19 protein-coding genes and 1 tRNA gene are annotated in these 17013 nt (G+C 53.7%); 1 reads left to right on the top strand and 19 read right to left on the bottom strand.

All coding sequences use genetic code 11. The features are described from left to right. Positions 1-2: 2 nt before the first annotated feature. Positions 3-73, bottom strand: a tRNA-Gly gene (locus tag VMS83_RS05330). 128 nt (positions 74-201) lie between these two features. Next, complete coding sequence (gene htpX / locus VMS83_RS05335) at positions 202-1092, bottom strand: zinc metalloprotease HtpX (RefSeq protein ID WP_325410591.1); 891 nt, start codon at positions 1090-1092, stop codon at positions 202-204. A 191-nt stretch (positions 1093-1283) separates the two neighbouring features. Between htpX and VMS83_RS05340 the strand changes: the two genes are divergently transcribed. After that, the gene (locus VMS83_RS05340) at positions 1284-1934 is read left to right on the top strand and encodes a putative phosphothreonine lyase domain-containg protein (RefSeq protein WP_325410593.1); all 651 of its coding nucleotides are present in this window, start codon (positions 1284-1286) and stop codon (positions 1932-1934) included. A gap of 73 nt (positions 1935-2007) precedes the next feature. Here VMS83_RS05340 and VMS83_RS05345 read toward each other — a convergent pair whose 3' ends face one another. From VMS83_RS05345 to glmU (VMS83_RS05425), 17 genes are all read right to left on the bottom strand, one after another. Beyond that, positions 2008-2154: a 50S ribosomal protein L40e gene (locus VMS83_RS05345; protein WP_011991248.1), complete on the bottom strand. Its 147-nt coding sequence runs from the start codon at positions 2152-2154 to the stop codon at positions 2008-2010. A 62-nt stretch (positions 2155-2216) separates the two neighbouring features. Further along, entirely contained in the window at positions 2217-2753 is a 537-nt protein-coding gene (rdgB, locus tag VMS83_RS05350) for an RdgB/HAM1 family non-canonical purine NTP pyrophosphatase (RefSeq protein ID WP_414674912.1), read from the bottom strand. Between the two features lie 14 nt (positions 2754-2767). Then, the gene (locus tag VMS83_RS05355) at positions 2768-4351 is read right to left on the bottom strand and encodes a bifunctional N(6)-L-threonylcarbamoyladenine synthase/serine/threonine protein kinase (RefSeq protein ID WP_325410598.1); all 1584 of its coding nucleotides are present in this window, start codon (positions 4349-4351) and stop codon (positions 2768-2770) included. A gap of 6 nt (positions 4352-4357) precedes the next feature. Continuing rightward, the gene (locus VMS83_RS05360; RefSeq protein WP_325410600.1) at positions 4358-4540 is read right to left on the bottom strand and encodes a 30S ribosomal protein S27ae; all 183 of its coding nucleotides are present in this window, start codon (positions 4538-4540) and stop codon (positions 4358-4360) included. Positions 4541-4542: 2 nt separating this feature from the next. Further along, a complete protein-coding gene (locus tag VMS83_RS05365) occupies positions 4543-4842 on the bottom strand; it encodes a 30S ribosomal protein S24e (RefSeq protein WP_325410602.1) in 300 nt (99 codons plus the stop codon). Between the two features lie 108 nt (positions 4843-4950). Continuing rightward, positions 4951-5442: a GTP-dependent dephospho-CoA kinase family protein gene (locus VMS83_RS05370; protein ID WP_325410604.1), complete on the bottom strand. Its 492-nt coding sequence runs from the start codon at positions 5440-5442 to the stop codon at positions 4951-4953. Next, a complete protein-coding gene (gene spt4 / locus VMS83_RS05375) occupies positions 5443-5649 on the bottom strand; it encodes a transcription elongation factor subunit Spt4 (RefSeq protein ID WP_325410605.1) in 207 nt (68 codons plus the stop codon). Next, entirely contained in the window at positions 5633-6271 is a 639-nt protein-coding gene (locus tag VMS83_RS05380; RefSeq protein ID WP_325410606.1) for a DNA-directed RNA polymerase, read from the bottom strand. Before VMS83_RS05380 ends, spt4 begins: the two co-directional genes overlap by 17 nt. An 11-nt stretch (positions 6272-6282) precedes the next feature. After that, the gene (locus VMS83_RS05385) at positions 6283-6747 is read right to left on the bottom strand and encodes a nucleotide-binding protein (RefSeq protein WP_325410678.1); all 465 of its coding nucleotides are present in this window, start codon (positions 6745-6747) and stop codon (positions 6283-6285) included. Then, positions 6660-7895, bottom strand: a complete 1236-nt coding sequence (locus tag VMS83_RS05390; protein ID WP_325410607.1) for a translation initiation factor IF-2 subunit gamma — start codon at positions 7893-7895, stop codon at positions 6660-6662. Before VMS83_RS05390 ends, VMS83_RS05385 begins: the two co-directional genes overlap by 88 nt. A 153-nt stretch (positions 7896-8048) precedes the next feature. Further along, positions 8049-8342, bottom strand: coding sequence for a DUF2098 domain-containing protein (locus tag VMS83_RS05395; RefSeq protein ID WP_325410609.1), 294 nt, complete (start codon positions 8340-8342; stop codon positions 8049-8051). A 125-nt stretch (positions 8343-8467) separates the two neighbouring features. Then, on the bottom strand, positions 8468-11026 hold the full coding sequence (locus tag VMS83_RS05400) for an oligosaccharyl transferase, archaeosortase A system-associated (protein WP_325410611.1): 2559 nt from the start codon (positions 11024-11026) through the stop codon (positions 8468-8470). Positions 11027-11119: 93 nt separating this feature from the next. Continuing rightward, on the bottom strand, positions 11120-12256 hold the full coding sequence (locus VMS83_RS05405) for a glycosyltransferase (RefSeq protein ID WP_325410613.1): 1137 nt from the start codon (positions 12254-12256) through the stop codon (positions 11120-11122). A 52-nt stretch (positions 12257-12308) separates the two neighbouring features. Then, positions 12309-12908 carry an acyltransferase gene (locus VMS83_RS05410; RefSeq protein WP_325410614.1) on the bottom strand — a complete coding sequence of 200 codons (600 nt, stop codon included), beginning with the start codon at positions 12906-12908 and terminating at the stop codon, positions 12309-12311. Continuing rightward, positions 12905-14647, bottom strand: a complete 1743-nt coding sequence (glmS, locus tag VMS83_RS05415) for a glutamine--fructose-6-phosphate transaminase (isomerizing) (protein WP_325410616.1) — start codon at positions 14645-14647, stop codon at positions 12905-12907. Before glmS ends, VMS83_RS05410 begins: the two co-directional genes overlap by 4 nt. A 1-nt stretch (position 14648) precedes the next feature. After that, positions 14649-15803: a bifunctional sugar-1-phosphate nucleotidylyltransferase/acetyltransferase gene (gene glmU / locus VMS83_RS05420; protein WP_325410618.1), complete on the bottom strand. Its 1155-nt coding sequence runs from the start codon at positions 15801-15803 to the stop codon at positions 14649-14651. A gap of 8 nt (positions 15804-15811) precedes the next feature. Further along, complete coding sequence (glmU, locus tag VMS83_RS05425; RefSeq protein ID WP_325410620.1) at positions 15812-17011, bottom strand: bifunctional sugar-1-phosphate nucleotidylyltransferase/acetyltransferase; 1200 nt, start codon at positions 17009-17011, stop codon at positions 15812-15814. Positions 17012-17013: the final 2 nt, after the last annotated feature.

Consider the following 17013-nt stretch of genomic DNA (forward strand, 5'->3'; position numbering starts at 1 on the left):
CATGCATCGACCGGGAATCGAACCCGGGCTATAGGCTTGGAAGGCCTAAGTCATACCTCTAGACCATCGATGCCCTGCGCTCTACAATTTTGGCGGGAGGGTGTATTAAGGCTTGCCTCTCCTGTGAAAGATGCTGCCATCATCCTCAACCGGTATCGGGGAGTCCCAAGAGATCAAAAAGGGTGGATGTTATTAAAATAATTAGTTTATGCGAAGCTCGACAGCGATCTTTTCGAGGGCTGCAATCCGTTTCTCGATTGGCGGGTGCGTTGAGAAAAGTTCCATCAGGGTATTTCCCGAGAGTGCGGGGATGATGAAGAACGCATTTGCTCCCTCTATCTTGGCCTTTGCATCGGGTGGAACAACCTCCATCCTGCCGCTGATCTTGTTCAGGGCCGAGATCAGGGCCTTCGGGTTCCGGGTGATGAGTGCACTTCCGCGGTCTGCGGCAAATTCGCGGTACCGGGAAAGGGCCAGCATCAGCAGCGTACTGAGCGCATAGACAATGATCGAGGCAATCCAGACAATGATCCAACCGGCGCCGTTGTCCCGGCTGTTGCCGCCAAACAGTGCCGAGAAGAAAACGCTCTGCATGATCATCGAAGCGATCATGGCAACGAAGCTCGCGAGTGTCATGGTCAGGATGTCCCGGTTCTTAACATGCGAGAGCTCGTGGGCGAGCACGGCTTCGAGTTCATCCCTGGAGAGAAGGCGAAGGATTGAATCGGTGCAGGCAACTACGGCATGCTTTGGGCTCCTTCCCGTGGCAAATGCATTCGGTACCGGACTTTGCATGATGGCGATCTTTGGCATGGGCAGATCAGCCTCATGACACAATTTCGCAACCGTCTGGTGCAGCTCAGGATATTCGTCATCAGAAACAATGCGCGCATGGGTGCTCCAGAGCACCAGCTTGTCCGACAGGAAGTACTGGATAAACCCCATTACCACTGCAAGACCGACAATCAGCCAGATGCTGACTCCCGGGAAAAAGACCACGAGCACAGTCATGAACACGAGGTAGAGGATAAACAGTAAAAATCCTGTCAGCAACACTCTGGTTGTCAGACCCCAGTCTCTTTTCCATTCCATAATTAGTACATCTCTGCTGCATCCGCTCTTAAACTATTCGAAGAGGACAGTGCCCGCCGGTATCTGCTTTTACTTTTATTCCGGGGCTGTTCCGGGTGATGGGGATGAGGGAGGGCCGGTCCAACCCGCTGTGCAAGAAACGTGCACCAAAGCAGAAACTATTTTTCGGCATAACGCCGGATGGGTACACCATGGATGAAGTCGATTCCGAGGCTCTGGCTGATGTTGCGTACGGTATCTTCGATCACCTTCTCACCCGGAGACTCCAGACACAGGGCCGGTATCTCTATGCCCTTGTTGAAGGAAGCGTTGACTTCACAAAAGATCTCACCGAAACAGTAGCCCAGTTTACCGATGAATATCCCCAGCTCGCCGCGGCACTTCTTTCGCGGTTTGGTACGGTAGAGACACTGTACCGGATGCTCTGCGAAGGGGAAGGTGTCCTCCCCTCAAAGACCACACAGATGTACTGGATTGTGCAGGACGCTCCTGGCAGTGCACCTGAGGCAATTGAAGACGAACATGCCGGGAAATGGCTGATCTTCCAGGAGCCGGAGGCTGCGGACGCTGCATGGAAAAAGATCCGGGATGCAACCGTAGCCCACGAACTGGGGATCTCGACCAAGGTCAGCACTGCAAAACCAAATCCCGATTCCCGGGACAGCCGCCGGGTTATTTACGTCTATACAAAGGACTGGGCAGATGAAGCAGATGTGATGCGGGTGCGCGAGAATCTCCGCAAGCTCGGTTTTACCGACCGGATCGGGTATAAACGCAATCTTGAGACGTTCGCGGGAGAGTATGCCCAGAAAGGCAAACGCGTCACGTATTACTCAGCATAACATGAGGACTTTTTATATCATTGAGTGAAAACGTGCAAAAAAGAACAATGGTATTGCAGAAAAAAGATGAGAGTTACGCTTTCCGCTCCTTGTTCTTCGGCCGCAGGTTCTTGTACCCGCACTTGCGGCACGTTGTGGCACGAATAGCATTGCGTGCATTGCAATGCATACAAATTTTCACGTTGAGTAACCGGGCTTCGGCTTCAGGGAATTTTGCCATGGATATACACACCTGTCTGCCTCTATAACAATGTTCTTTGATCTTTTAACGGTTTGTATCTATCAGGGCTTATGGTCCATGAACCAGTCCCGGAAGGATGCGAGTGCACGTGCCCGGTGGGAGATCAGGCTCTTCTCCTCAAGCGGCATCTCGGCAAGCGTTTTTCCATCCACTTCAAAGATCGGGTCGTACCCGAACCCTCCTCTTCCCCGGCCCTCCTGGATGATCCGGCCTTCAATCGTTCCGGAAAACACTTCAATGCCAGTGTCGTCAGCATATGCAATGGCTGTCGTGAACCGGGCATTGCGTTCCTGAATACCTTCCATGAGTTTTAAAATTCCCTTGTTCCCAATCGTTGAAAGGACATAGGCCGCATAGGGGCCAGGAAAGCCCTTGAGCGAATCGATGGAAAATGCAGTGTCGTCTACGATGAGCGGCCGGCGGAAATGATCGTATGCATACTGCGCTTTCGCCCGTGCAATTTTGCCAAGGTCCTCAGAGCGAAGCTCCGGAATATCAAGTGCTTCATGGCGAACCTCAAGAGATCCGTCAAAAAATGCTGCAACTTCCCGTGCCTTGTTTGCGTTACCTGTTACCATGGTCAGGTTTCGACTCATAAGTATCTCCCCCGCAGTTCGATCTCTTTCTCCCGTACGAGGATATCCTGTGCGCCTGCAAAGGTTGCAGCGTACCCCTTGGCAAATGCAGCCTGGAACCGGTCGGCTTCTTTTGGGTGGGTACTGGTGAGTGTCTGGAACATCACGTGGATGTCGACTCCCCGCTGTTCGATCTCTGAGGTCACCTGTGCGAGACCGAAATCAATGAGCACGCATCGGGCATCCGGTTGGCGAATGATCATATTGCTTGTGGTCAGGTCCCCGTGCATGATGCTGGCGGCATGCAGCCGGCCGACCATCTGTCCGGCTTCCTCGCAGTGCTCCTCGGAAAGGTCATGAGTAAGCAGTGTGCCGCAAATCTCCTCCATAATGATGGAGTCATGGGTAATATCGCTCATGATGGGCGTAGGAACGCCTCCTTTTCTGGCCATATTTATCAGGCGTGCCTCGGCCCTTGTCCGCTCGGCAATCAGTTTGCGATCCAGTGCGGATACACGGTAGGGTTTTGAGAGTCTTTTTTTGGTGACGATCCCGTTGCTGAAACTGACAATCGCTTCTGCCCCGCGTTTCTGGCCGGTGTTTCCCTGTGTTTCGTGATCCGGGGCGCAGACAACATCGTGTTTCCATGTCACCTCAACCTCATCGGATCGGAAGGATGGGTTGACCTGCGATTCTTCGATAGCAAGCCTCTGGCCGCTCTCGAGCATCAGCTTTCCCGTATACGCGATCATCGCGCCGTTATCCCCAAGGTACTTCCTTTCGGGAACAAAGAAGCGTGCTCCCCGTTCCTCGCACATGGTCTGAAGCATCTCCTGGAGGCGTCCGTTGGCACCGACACCGCCGACAAGCAGTACTTCCTCCTTGCCGGTCAACGAGAGCGCCCGTTCAGTCACCTCCACACACATGGCAAACGCGGTCTCCTGCAGGCTGCAACAAACGTCGGGAAGAGGCCGTGCCGAATCCTTTGCGGCTGAGACCAGTCCCGAAAATGCGAGATCCATGCCCTTGACCGTGTAGGGGAGTTCGAAATACGTCCCGGACTTGGCCTGCCTTTCGATCAGCGGCCCGCCGGGATGAGGGAGGTCTTTTGCCCGTGCGAACTTGTCAAGCGCGTTCCCGACGCCAATATCAAGCGTTTCGCCGAAGATCCGGTACCGGCCGTTAAGATAGCCAATAACCTGGGTATTTGCCCCGCTTGCATACAGCACGATCGGGTCCCTGCACCCCGTTGCCCAGCTCCCGATCTCGACATGGGCAACACAGTGGTTGACCCCGATAAGCGGGACATCAAGGGCAAGGGCAAGTGAACGGGCTGCGGTGGCCACGGTTCTCAGGCAGGGGCCAAGGCCCGGGCCCTGGGAAAACGCAATCCCCGTGACCTTTTCAGGCTCCTTAAGAACAGAGCCTATCACATCCCTCATGGCGGATGCGTGGTGCTGTGCCGCCTCCCGGGGGTGGATACCGCCGTGTTCCGGAGAATATGGGCGGGAGCTCAGGGCGAGAAGATCAAGATCAAAAAGAGCAGCACTGAGGTTCCATGCTGTTCCCTCAATGCCGAGTATCTGCCCAAAAGCAGGCATCAGTAGTTATTTTTTGAATTCGGTGTATCCGCACTTCCCGCAGGCGACCCGGTCCTTATGGTCGGCCATCATGACGCCGGGGCCACAGCGGGGACAGTATTTCTTGGTGGTGGTGACCTTGTCTCCCTCAACCTTGAAAAATGCGCTGCGCTTGACTCCCTTTGCCACAGCCTTCTTTGCAGCAGCCATGGTTATGCCGCTCCTTCCTCTTTGGGTTTAGGCAGGCCGCGGGCCGAAAGGTACGGGTGCTCGGTCTTCTTCTTTGCATCTTCAGAATCGTATACGCGCGCTTTACCGGAGATCACTGTCTTGCCGAAGTTGCTCTTGAGGCTGTCAAGGACAACCTGTGGCTCTTTTGCATTGAGCAGGGCGCACAGTTTACCAACAATCTGCATGCGGGAGGGCGTAGCACCATCATAAGTGAGAGTAAACTGAATCTCTCTTCGTGATAAAAGCTCATTCCTTTTATCGCTCTCGATCTTAAAGTCCATCGATATCCTGTAATTATTGGGAACCGTGTTATTTAAAACCTGACCCTGTCCTCAATGGCAGGAAAAAAATCTCTCTAAATTAAAACGGAGATGATGGGATTAGGGGTATCAGGCGCTCGTTCTGGTGAACTGGCCGAGAAGGCTGCGAGCGGTGGTTTTTGCCTGCTCATCGATCACGCGAAGCACAACCCCCTCTCCCGGCTGGCCATAGAGTACGACCGATTCTGGCGGGGCTGCGATAACAAGCGGAATGACGGCAAGATCCTCCTCTCCTTCCACGAGGATCGTCACCGGGGTATGATCAACAGCATACGAGAGTGCGTCGATAAGTTCGTCGGTGATCGTACCGGGTGGATTTTTCACACGGATACAGGATCCGGAAAGTTCAGGCATCCTGGTACAAGGCGAACGCATGGTCTGCCCGTCCACCACGGCAATTGCAGGTGTAAATCCTTTCTGTTGCAGGGTGTGTGTCACCACATCGCCCACGGAATACACGATACGGCCGGCAAGTGCCGGCAGCACGCTCTGAATATCCCGGTGAAGTGTCCCGAAGGGATCCTTGAAAAGCTGGCGTGACTCCTCTGGGAGGACAAACATTCAGCGGACCTTCAGCGCATAACGCCCGGGCAGCTTGATGTTCATTCGTTTTGCCACATCAGAATTTTCCGGGTCTATGATGACCAGGTACCCCGACCAGTCATCGCTTAAGTTTGTCGTCCCGCAGATTACGCAGCTCTCACCGTCAACCACGCGGTGGCAGTCCCGGCAGACCTTACCCTGTTTCTTCTTATTCATCGGCGGCATGTTCTTTCCTCTTACCCCTGACCTTCTCGGCCTTCTCCTTGGGGGCCGCCGCTCCACCTGCGACTCTCTCCTTCTCTTTCTCGATCTCCTCTTCGAGCCAGAGCGAGGTGCCAAGACCCGCCTGTCGCATGGTAAGACCGATCTTGCTGTCCCGGGGCTCGCGCTCGTTTAAGGAGAGCGTCACAACCCTGACCCGGACCGTATCGCCAACGCCGATATATCTTTTAGAGTCCTGACAGATGAGCCGGCCGTTTTTCTCGTCGAAATTGATGTATTCGTCGGAGATCTGGCTCACGTGCAGCATGGCATCGATAGGCCCGAGGCTGATAAAGGCCCCGAAGCTGGTGGTCTCCACAACAAGCCCCTCAATGACCTCCTGCAGGGCAAGCCGAAGGACAAGCCCCTCGAATTTTACGTCGTAATAGACGCCGCCGTCTCCGGGCACGATCTCGCCTTCGCCGACATGATCGACCTTTGTCACGGCTATGAAAACGCCCAGCTCCTTGTCAATACTTCCCTCAAGCTGCTCCTGAAGGACATCGAGTATGACCTTGTCCAGTTTTTCACCCAGCCGGTTGGGGGGTACCCTGACTTTGTCTTCCAGTGTCATCCTGTAATACATAATGTCGCCTCTTACTTCCGCAATATTTCGAGTTTTTTCTGTTTTCTCATAGATATGACCCCGATACCCTCTGTGAGCAGGGCATCCCTGACCCTGCGATCGTTGGTTACCACCATGCCACGGTTCACCTTAGCCCAGGCAATCACCTGTTCGTCAACCGGGAGGGTGGTGCTGTCGCCCTCTGCAACCGTGCACTGGCCGGCGAGCGCCAGCCCGAGACGTGCAGCGGCTCCTTCGCCGCCCTTTGCCCGGGACAATCCGGAGAGCTCATGGAGCACTCCGGGCAACACTACCGGCTCAAAGCTGCCGAGGAGCTCACGGATCTCACCGAAGAGATCGATCCTGAACTGCGCCGGCATCATGAGTGCGTTGGCGTCCAGGAGGACTTTTACTCGCTGAGGACACCCATCCCGATTAACCGCCAGCGTGCTCCCACCTGCCGGCTGATAGCGATCCGGGCTCCCTGCTCTGCGCAGACCGGACGTTTCAGCTGCACTTCAACAGCATCTTTCTTGGTGCTCGTCACAACCCCGACGGTGACCGCAGTGCCAACGGAAAGCATGAGCGGTTCGTTGTATTTCAGGGGTTCGATCACCAGTTCACTCGTCGCCCCGACAACTCTCTCCATCAGGGTCACCTGACACTTGATCTTGTCCCATACCGGTGGCAGTTTGCCTACATGCCCGACCACCTGCCCGGCAAGGGCGTCACTTTTGGTAAGTGCGGGGTCAAGTTTGGTCCCGACGCCCAGCAGACCTCCCGGTGTTGCCTCCTCGACCTTTTTTGTACCGGCGTTGATGGAGGTTACCTCAGTAATGATCGGGATCCATTTGATCCTGTTTTCTACCTGCGTCTGCCGGCCCGGCCGGATCTCTATGGGATCGCCGTCGTGGAGGATGCCCCGGATAAGAGATCCCCCAACGACACCTCCCTTTACTTCCTTCCAGTTGCAGCCGGGTTTGTTAATGTCGAAGGATCGCGCTACAAGCATTACCGGTTCTGCAGCAGGGTCGCGTACCGGTTCGGGAATGGTCTGGTCCAGTGCCTGTACCAGTGCACCCATGTTGATCCCTTTCTGGGCAGAGACCGGAATGATGGGAGCGTTCTCGGCAACTGTTCCTTTCACAAATGCCTTGATCTGCTGGTAATTTTCGAGGGCCTCTTTCTGGGAAACCACATCGATCTTGTTCTGGACAATTACAATCTTCTTGATACCGACCAGCCCCAGAGCCATGAGATGTTCTTTTGTCTGGGGCTGCGGGCATTTTTCCGTGGTTGAGATAACGAGCATTGCCCCGTCCATCAGCGCCGATCCGGACAACATTGTCGCCATCAGGGTTTCGTGCCCGGGAGCATCAACAAAGGAAATGGACCGGAATGGTTTTCCTTCTCCGCCACAGACCGGGCAGACCGGCGTGGTTGAGTATGCATCTGCACCTTCGCATTGCTCGCATTTATAGAATGTTGCATCCGCATAACCCAGCCGGATGGAAATGCCGCGCCGTACTTCTTCGCTGTGCCGGTCAGTCCATGTCCCGGTGAGCGCATTCACGAGCGTGGTTTTCCCGTGGTCCACATGGCCCACCACTCCGATATTAACACTGGGGACTGTCACATCATGCAAATGAAATCGAACCTCCTTATCCTATATCTAATAGGCATACTTATACATAACCCGAAAAACGGCTTCTCCGAATTGGTATGTTCCCTTGTATCGGCCGGAAAAAAGGAGTATTTGCCAAGAGCCCGGCGTTGAGACTATGGAATATCCGGGAAATTATCCCCCGCCTTCACAGCTCTGATCGATATTTTTCAGGGCTTCCTGAAGTTCGCTTCCGGCAGCAAACTCCCTCTCTCGCCGTATAATCTCTTTTGCGTCTTCTTTTACGGTGGTTGCAGAATGTCTGGCCTGTTCTGCAGGGATCAGGAGGTCAGTACGATAGAGGAGGTGCGTGCTGTCCAGCTCGGCAAACCGGTTTCCCGCCACCTGTTGGATACTGACCACGGCACCGGTAGTCCCGGTACGGGGATACCTCACTCTCATGCCTAGTGTGATCTCGTCTGCTGGCATACAAGAGAATGAGTAGTTCATGACACTATAGAAAGATTATGGCTTCGGGGATAAAAATGGCCAATGGTGGACTAAACGCCGAAATTGTAATTTTGCGCTCTTTCATTGATGGGTTTTCGGAAAAATTAATTGATGGTCAGTCCCTGCATGACTGCAGACTCAGGCACATCAAATGTTTGGCCGGTGCCTTCGATCTGGTAACTGCCGGTCGCTTTCACATCATAGGGATTGCCGGTCGTGGAATAGGGGACGATAAATTCGCCATCCACGCTCTGCTGGCGGTAGGTGAAGTTCCTGCCAGTATTAGTAACAACCGGGAGATCAATAATCCCCGATCCTTTAATGTGAGCGCCCTTGACATATTCGAAGATTTTAACATACTTCACGTCGGTTTTGTTCGTTGTAAGTTCACTTGTGGAAGACTCATGGACAAGCCGGTAATGTTGCAGGGCCGGGATATCGGTGAGGGGAAGGACTACCGAGGAGCTGAGCACGGTGGCGTGGTAACCTGCAGGAGCATTCTGGTTGTACTGTGCTGCCCGGGTTGTGGCTGCGGACACATCCATCGCTTCGGCATTGGTCAGGACCGGGTATGAGATATGCGTGACATTCGAGTCTGCATACTCTACATAGTATGCTGCAGTGGCCGAAGCCATAGATCCATCGAAGTTATGCAGCTTAGAGACCATCGTTTCGTAGTAGGGGGCCTCATTCAGGGATGCAGACTGGTATCCGCTCGATTCGGTCTGCCCGGGAATTAGTACGGTCATCTGGTAGGGTGCAGCCGCAATGGTGGGGTTAAACCAAGTTGCCATTGCCCAGAATTTGCCGGTGTCCATCTCAATATCGGTAATCACGTACCGAGTACCATCATGGTCGAGAATGGTATTTGCTGTTGATTCATTGGTTGCCATGAAATAGGCGGCAGATCCATCCGGGCCGCTTACTCCTGCTTGGAACGGGTTGGCGTTGGGGATCCGTTGTGCAATATAAGTGATCATGTGGCCGTAATCCCACCAGGACATTACACCGTAAGAGGTATTGGGGTACACAAAACTGCTCTTGTCATAGATGGTGTAATAATCGACACCGGTTGACGGAGTGTTGTTCGCCATCCAGATCAGGGAATCCTTCCAGTCCTGATTCATGACAAGCGGATTACCGGATGCATTAATGTAGCTGTATGATGCGGAGGTATACGCAAAGAGAATACCAAGTCCTGCAGTAATGATTACGAGGGCGAGCACGGTGTATCGTGCCGGGGTTAATCCCGGATCCTGTTTCTGCGCTTTTTTCTGTTTTTTCCTTCTGGTTTGTAAGTCATCAGATTTACCTGATGGCTCTTCCAGTCCTGCACTTTTCGTGAAGCCCGCCAGAAGACGGCTGAGATCTTCCCGGCCCCACTCGTAGACAAAACTCACGCAGATGGCTGAAAGCAATGCGACATTGACGGCGAGGTAATACTCGTACCTGATGTGCTGGCAGGTCGAGTAAAAGATGATTGCAGACCAGACCAGCGTAAAGACCTCGTGGGGGCGGTCTTCGCGCCAGATGCTGTACAGGATTACCAGCATGCCCCCGGCCATGAGGATGAGCCCGTAGTTGAACGTGGTCCATGCAGCCGCAAGAGACCAGCCGCGGGCCTCCTGGACCGTATTTGTTACCGGTGCCTGTCCGAAAAACTGCACAGCAGCATTAACAAGCTGGTCGAAGAATTGCGGGCCGGTTACATGCAAAACTACTGCACCGATAACTGCCAGACCGACAAGAGAAACGGGATAATAATATTTTGGTTTTCCCTTCAGATACCGGACGAGGAGGTATAATACTCCGGTTCCCGCGATAATCGCAAGGTATGCGTAGACATGGCCAACAGAATAGTTGGAAAGATCCAGTCCCGGGCTCTTGAACCCGAAGAGAAGAAGCCCGATGATAGCAACTGTGAAAATAACTGTATTGGTAATAAGAATATAGTCCCCCGGTTTCTCACGGTAGACTCCAATTATAAACTGGATGACGGTAAAGAGGACCACCATAAGGGCAAATACGATCATGGTCGGCATCAGGAACAGGCCAAGAAGGTAGGCAATGCCTGCGAGCACGGATAACAGCGCTGTCTTTTTCCATGTTGTAAAATTTTTCAGGTCGATAGGTGCGTCCTTTTCTGAAATGAGAATATACAGGTACACGAGACAGAAAAGGGTTGAAAAGAGCACTTCCCCGATATGGTGGTCAAAGTAGCCGTATAGGGACCGGTAAAAAAACTGTCCTGTAACGACTGCGGTGAATCCCGAAGCAAGGAGCCCGGTCTTCCAGTCCCCGCAGATCTTTCCGACATAATACATCAGGACAACCGTTATTGCCGCCATTGCAACCGGCACGAGCAGGCAGACACTGATAATTTCCGGACGCGTTGTAGCGCCCGCAATCCAGCATGCAAAGCCGGAAATGTAGATGAACAACGGGCCCCAGTATACGTTGCTGCCCACAGGATACTGGGTCATCGGGTCAAACCAGGTATAGGTAAAATGATTGGTGAGCAGTTGTTCGACCTGGCGCAGATTATAGAGCGGGTCATCACTCCCCACCAATGAAAGAACATCGGTATGACCCATGGAAAGCATGGGTAACACGCGGAGCCATATGGAAAAGATGACAAAAATGCCGACGAGTCCGGCGATCATCCAGTTCCGGCGGTTTTTATAATCGAAATATTGCATTAGATCTCCTTACAGGGTATAAGTTCTTTTTTTTGGGCATTAATGATTTGGATTTTTCTAAATAACCAAATCTGAAAAGAGGGATTCAAACTGGCTGGCTTTTTCTTTCCAGCTGTAGTCTTTCATGTTGATCTTAAATCCTGCGGGGTTATCCATCAGGTCTTTAACCTGAGAAAGGTATTCATCCCGAGTCCGGTACACATAGAGGTTCTGACCCCCGATGCGGGTAACATCCGGGATTGGCCGCATAAGAATGGGTTTTCCGCAGGCGGAGTACTCAAAGAACTTATTGGGCAGGGCGATGTCCCCCCACTGTGGGGGGGAGAGGGGAATCGTGCAGATATCCATACAGGCAATATACCGGGGGAGTTCAGCATAAGGTCTTGTTCCGGTAAATATCACATGCTTGGATACACCAAGCGAATCAGCAAGCAGCCGGAGCTCCCCCTCATAATCCGTAAAGAGGGATCCTCCGATGATAAGGAGCCGGGTGTTTTTGCGGTACCGGATCAACTCAGGAAGTGCCCGGATCATTTCATCGATCGCATACCAGCGTTCAATGCTCCCGGAAAAACCGATAATGAAATCATCAGGATCGATCCCCAGCATCCTTCGCATCTCTGTCCCGTCATGAGGAACAAAGAGATCTGTGTCAACCCCGTTCGTGACAAGTTCTGCTGAAAACCCCAAGCCTTTAAGTTTGTCCACCAGCGATGGAGAAACGGTGGTGATCCGGTCGCTTCGGGAAAGATTCCTTCTGGTGATCTCCCAGACCCCTTTCCTGACTAATTCTGCCAGATACCGGTTTTTGAAATAAGCGGCGGCTGAGTCCGGGAACCAGTCCTTGAGATCGAAGAGCACCGGGACATGGTGCCGCTTCGCCGCGGAGATAACCGCAGATCCGGCAAGAACATGGGCCGCAACCACGATCTCAATATGGTTTTCCCTGATAATTTTGTTGAAGATGTGGTAATGGTAGGGCGCGTTGATCGTATAGTGAAGGAGCGGACTTTTCACCGGGAATTGCGTGGCCTCCTCAACGATGAGCCGGGTAGGCCGGAGAGCCCCGCGGCTGACATGGAAATGCGCCACATGGACCTCATGGCGCCGGGCGAGTTCCTCGAAGATGTTGTGGTGCCGCGAAGGGACGGGATGGTGGATGTAGTCTTGGCTGGAGACAAGGAGGATCTTCATGGACACCTCGTTACTATGGGGTACATCAGGGTAACCGGCTTTGATCTGTTTTTTAGGTTTTCCGGGTAAGCGCTGATGGCAGTCCCCGTATCTTTGCCGGCGCCCCCACGGCAAGCATGTGCGCCGGTACATCGCGGGTCACCACCGCGGCCGCGGCTACGAGCGCCCCCTCCCCGATACGGACACCCGGAAGAATGGTTACATTGGCCCCGATAGCTGCACCATTCTCTATCACCGGCCCGACGAGCCCCCCTGTTCCCGAGGGCGGGTACCGGTCATTGGTCAGCACCGCATTGGGCCCGATAAACACCCGGTCCCCGATTGAGGTATTGGTGGGGATGTACACCATGCTCTGGAGGTTTGCATTGTCTCCTATCTGTGTGTTTCCTTCGATAACAACTCCGGTCCCTACGGAGACATGGTTTCCGATCCGTGTTTTTTCGCGGATTATGACATTGTGTCCGGTCTGGAACCGATCCCCGATCGTTACATCGCAGTAGATGATGGTGCCGGACCTGAGAACTGCATCCATTCCTATCGTAGTTCCGGAAAATCCGGTCTTCCCGATATTTTCCCGCGAGGGAAAGCCAAGTGTTACCGGTTCGAAGACCTGGAGACCGGTACCGGTTTTATTGATCCCGTATTCGATCATTCTACTGTCACGCTCTTTGCAAGGTTTCTTGGTTTATCGATATCCCTCCCCAGTTTCACGGCAGTCCGATATGCGATGATCTGGAGTGCCACCAGAGTCGTGAGCACCTCAACAAAGAGGTGTGTTCTGGGCAGGGGAATAAAAACATCGACTACGCTGGGTAGTTCCGCATCGCCGTCGCTACCGAGCGCTATGACCGGCGCTCCCCGGGCCTTGCACTCTTTGATATTGGAGACCATGACTCCGTATGTCTCTCCCGGCATGCAGATGGCAATGACCGGAGTTTCAGGTGAGAGGAGAGCAAAGGGCCCGTGCTTGAGCTCACCGGCGGCATACCCCTCCGCATGGATATAGGAGATCTCCTTCATCTTGAGGGCGCCTTCCAGCGCAACCGGGTAGAATGGACCGCGGCCGATATAAAAAATGCTCGAGGCATCCGTGCACAGATCGACTGCCGATGAGAAATCCATGAGAAGGACATCCTCAATAGCCTGGTGTGCACGCTGGAGCACATCATCGTATCTGCCGTCACAGCGCGCATCAATGATCTGCATCAGGACCGCGAGCTGGGCGATAAATGATTTGGTGGCAGCAACGCTGATCTCAGGACCGGCACGCATGAAGAGCGTTGCATCGGCGACCCGGCATGCGGAGCTGCCTAAGACATTGGTAATAGCAAGGGTACGGCAGTTGTGGATCCGTGCCTGTTTGAGGGCGGCGAGCGTATCCGCGGTCTCGCCGGACTGGGTGATACCGATCACCAGACCATTCATCGGCGGGGAGAAATACTTGAACTCTGAGGCGAAGTCCACCCGTGTGGCGATACCGCAGGACGCTTCGAGCAGGTATTTGAAGATCAGACCGGCATGGTACGATGAACCGCAGGCGACAAGGGATATGGAGGGGACGTTGCAGACAAAGGGAGGGAGGGCATACCTGTCAACTGCCCGCAGTGTAGTAAAGAAGGCCTGTGGCTGCTCGTAGATCTCCTTTTGCATGTAATGATCGAATCCCCCTTTCCGAATCTCTTCGGGGGCCCAGTCGATCAGTTCCACCGGGCGATCCACCGGGCAATCGTCATGATAAACCGTACAGCCTTTCCGGGTCAGATGGGCGATATCGCCATCTTCAAGAAAAATGGCACGTTCCGTATACTCCAGGACTGGTGTCATGTCCGATGCAGCGAAGTATTCATTATCGCCAATTCCCAGCACAAGCGGACTGCCGTTCCGGGCTGCGACAATTCCCTCATATCCCTCCGCAATGACCAGGATCGCGTATGATCCTTTCAGATGCGGGAGAACATCCTTTACTGCCCGAAGGAGATCCGGGTTTTTCGCATACTGCTCCTCAACGAGATGGGCAATCACCTCGGTGTCCGTCTCTGACCGGAACATATGCCCCAGGGCATCGAGTTCTTTTTTTATTTCGGCATAATTTTCGATGATGCCGTTGTGGACAAGAGCGATCCGTCCGGTGCAGTCCGTGTGTGGGTGCGCGTTGATGTCATTGGGAACGCCATGAGTCGCCCAGCGGGTATGGCCGATACCAGCCGTACCATGCAGCCGGATCGCGCCGGCATGCTCCGAGATCCGGCCTTTGTGTTTCTCGACTTCAATGTGGTTTCCGAGGGTTGCGATCCCGAAAGAGTCGTACCCACGGTATTCAAGTTTTTTTAAACCTTCGAGGATCAGGGGAGCAGCCTGTCGTCTCCCGATATACCCGACAATCCCGCACACGTTATATCACCACGGCGCCATCCGGAATAACCCGTGAGCGCACATCCCGGCTCCCTTCAAGAGTGGCATTGTTACCGATGATGCTGTTTCCGAGCCGGTTGAACGGACCGCAGGTGACATTGTCTCCAAGAATGGCTCCGAACTGGGAATGGATCGGGATATCTTCAATCTCAATAATGCCGCTGGCGGTACCCGCGGAAGTATGATCGGCAAGTCTGCACCGTTCGCTGATGACCGAATCCACGATACGGGAATGGGATCCCACCATCGTATCGTCCATGATAATAGCGTTCCCGATCACAGAGAGCGACTCTACCATAACCCGCGATCCAATGCTGGTGTTGGGGAGGATACAGCAGTTTGGCCCGATCGTGCAGTTATCTCCAATTACGACAGGCCCCGAGATCACGGTATTTGGCCCGACAATTGTACCACTGCCAATCTTAACCGGCCCATGGATTGTTGCGTGGCGGCTTACCGTACCTTCCCGTGCTGCAGGAATATGTTTAAGGAGGCGCTGGTTGAGCCGGAGCAGGTCCCATGGGTATATAGCATCCTGCCAGTCATCGGCAGTAATGGCATTTATGGGTAATCCCTCATCGATCATACCGGCAATTGCTTCTGTGATATCATTACCCCGTATATATCGGAAAAAGTCTTTCCGGAGCGAGTAAATCCCGGTACTGACCAGGAAACTCTGGGCATGCTCAGGTTTTTCCACGATGCTTTCAAGACAGCCGTCGCGGAGCGTGATCACCCCGAAATTTGATGGGCTTGGATGATCTTTTACGAGGACTGCATTGGTACTTTCCCTGATTTTGGCAATCGATTGGGTGTCGATATAGTTGTCCCCGGGCAGGAGCAGGAAATTTTCCGAAATCCTGGATTCTGCCTGCTGAAGCGCATGGGCGGTTCCGAGCTGTTTTTCCTGAACAACCACCTCGATGGGCAGATCGAGCTGGTTCAGAAACCTCGTCACCTGCTCCCTGCGATAGCCGACAACGACGATAATATCCCGTATACCGTTTGCCACCAGTGCATCGATCGTATACGCGATGATGGGGCGGTTTGCCACCGGGATCATCGCCTTTGGCCGGCTCCAGGTCAGCGGACGAACCCGCCTGCCTTCACCAGCCGCAAGAATAACAGCCTGCATAACCATACCTACCGGATCGTTGAGTTTTCACCGAAACTGCCCTCAATAACTGAATTCGGTGCAAAATGAGCATTGCTGCCGACTACCGAACCGACATTTACCGAGCAGTTAATCCCAAAGCTCACATTATCCCCGATAACAGCACCAAATTTGGTGCGCCGGGTATCCTTTCCGCCGGATTTCACGGGTGCATGATCATGGCGCAGGTTGGCTATCTTTGTACCCGCGCCGAAATTGCACCCGCTGCCGATGACAGAATCCCCGACATAGTTGAAGTGGGGGATCTTGGTTCTTGCCATGATCACTGAGTTTTTGATCTCTGTACAGTGCCCGATATGGCACTCGTCGCCAATGCTTGTGGCCCCCCTGATGAACACATGGGGCCCGATCCGGCAATTGTTTCCGATGATGCATGGCCCTTCAATGTAGGTGCCCGATTTCACCACTGTACCTTGTCCGATAAGGACCGGGCCGGATACGTGGACCCCCTCTTCGATCGTCCCCTTGTTTTCTGAAGAAACCCCGCTGAGCAGGGCTGCATTTGCGTCCAGAAGATCCCAGGGATAACCGATATCCAGCCACGTCGAAAGCGGGACCGCTCCCAATCTCTTGCTCCCGATTATGATGCCGAGGGCGTCGGTGAGTTCGAGTTCACCCCGCGACGAGAGGCTGACACCTGCGAGCAGATCAAAAATATCCGGGGTGAAATGGTAGGCACCAGCGTTAATTGTATTTGATTTTGGGCGTTTTGATTTCTCTTCCAGAGATGTAACCCGGTCATTCTCCACGAGAACCACTCCGAAATCCCACGGATGATCTGTCGTGCTGGTACCCATGCAGGGTGCCGGTGTCTTCATCATATGGATAATATCGGCGGAAGAGAGGATCATATCACCATTTAGTGCCAGAAAAGGGCAACTGACGAGATCCTGTGCGGAGCGGAGGGCATCAGCAGTTCCTGCCTGCTGCCGCTGCGGTGCATATCTCACGTGAATGCCGAACCGGCTCCCGTCGCCAAAGTGACTACGGACTTCACGCTCCCCGTACCCAACGACAAAAACAAAATCTCTAATCCCGGCATCGCGGGCTGCAAGGACAAGATGTTCCATCATCGGGCGGTTTGCTACCGGAAGCATTACCTTCGGGCGCCGGGCAGTGAGGGGGCGCATACGCTTTCCCTCACCTGCGGCAAGCACTATGCACTCCATAC

Origin of the sequence: Methanoregula sp., from assembly GCF_035543475.1 — an archaeon.
In the GTDB taxonomy this organism is placed as follows: Archaea; Halobacteriota; Methanomicrobia; order Methanomicrobiales; family Methanospirillaceae; genus Methanoregula.

What these genes read in the sequence shown, in the direction of transcription:
- htpX (WP_325410591.1), bottom strand. Translation starts at nt 1,092, where the DNA reads ATGGAATGGAAAAGAGACTGGGGTCTGACAACCAGAGTGTTGCTGACA.
- VMS83_RS05340 (WP_325410593.1), top strand. Translation starts at nt 1,284, where the DNA reads ATGGATGAAGTCGATTCCGAGGCTCTGGCTGATGTTGCGTACGGTATC.
- VMS83_RS05345 (WP_011991248.1), bottom strand. Translation starts at nt 2,154, where the DNA reads ATGGCAAAATTCCCTGAAGCCGAAGCCCGGTTACTCAACGTGAAAATT.
- rdgB (WP_414674912.1), bottom strand. Translation starts at nt 2,753, where the DNA reads ATGGTAACAGGTAACGCAAACAAGGCACGGGAAGTTGCAGCATTTTTT.
- VMS83_RS05355 (WP_325410598.1), bottom strand. Translation starts at nt 4,351, where the DNA reads ATGCCTGCTTTTGGGCAGATACTCGGCATTGAGGGAACAGCATGGAAC.
- VMS83_RS05360 (WP_325410600.1), bottom strand. Translation starts at nt 4,540, where the DNA reads ATGGCTGCTGCAAAGAAGGCTGTGGCAAAGGGAGTCAAGCGCAGCGCA.
- VMS83_RS05365 (WP_325410602.1), bottom strand. Translation starts at nt 4,842, where the DNA reads ATGGACTTTAAGATCGAGAGCGATAAAAGGAATGAGCTTTTATCACGA.
- VMS83_RS05370 (WP_325410604.1), bottom strand. Translation starts at nt 5,442, where the DNA reads ATGTTTGTCCTCCCAGAGGAGTCACGCCAGCTTTTCAAGGATCCCTTC.
- spt4 (WP_325410605.1), bottom strand. Translation starts at nt 5,649, where the DNA reads ATGCCGCCGATGAATAAGAAGAAACAGGGTAAGGTCTGCCGGGACTGC.
- VMS83_RS05380 (WP_325410606.1), bottom strand. Translation starts at nt 6,271, where the DNA reads ATGTATTACAGGATGACACTGGAAGACAAAGTCAGGGTACCCCCCAAC.
- VMS83_RS05395 (WP_325410609.1), bottom strand. Translation starts at nt 8,342, where the DNA reads ATGCCAGCAGACGAGATCACACTAGGCATGAGAGTGAGGTATCCCCGT.
- VMS83_RS05400 (WP_325410611.1), bottom strand. Translation starts at nt 11,026, where the DNA reads ATGATCGCCGGACTCGTCGGCATTTTTGTCATCTTTTCCATATGGCTC.
- VMS83_RS05405 (WP_325410613.1), bottom strand. Translation starts at nt 12,256, where the DNA reads ATGAAGATCCTCCTTGTCTCCAGCCAAGACTACATCCACCATCCCGTC.
- VMS83_RS05410 (WP_325410614.1), bottom strand. Translation starts at nt 12,908, where the DNA reads ATGATCGAATACGGGATCAATAAAACCGGTACCGGTCTCCAGGTCTTC.
- glmU (WP_325410618.1), bottom strand. Translation starts at nt 15,803, where the DNA reads ATGCAGGCTGTTATTCTTGCGGCTGGTGAAGGCAGGCGGGTTCGTCCG.
- glmU (WP_325410620.1), bottom strand. Translation starts at nt 17,011, where the DNA reads ATGGAGTGCATAGTGCTTGCCGCAGGTGAGGGAAAGCGTATGCGCCCC.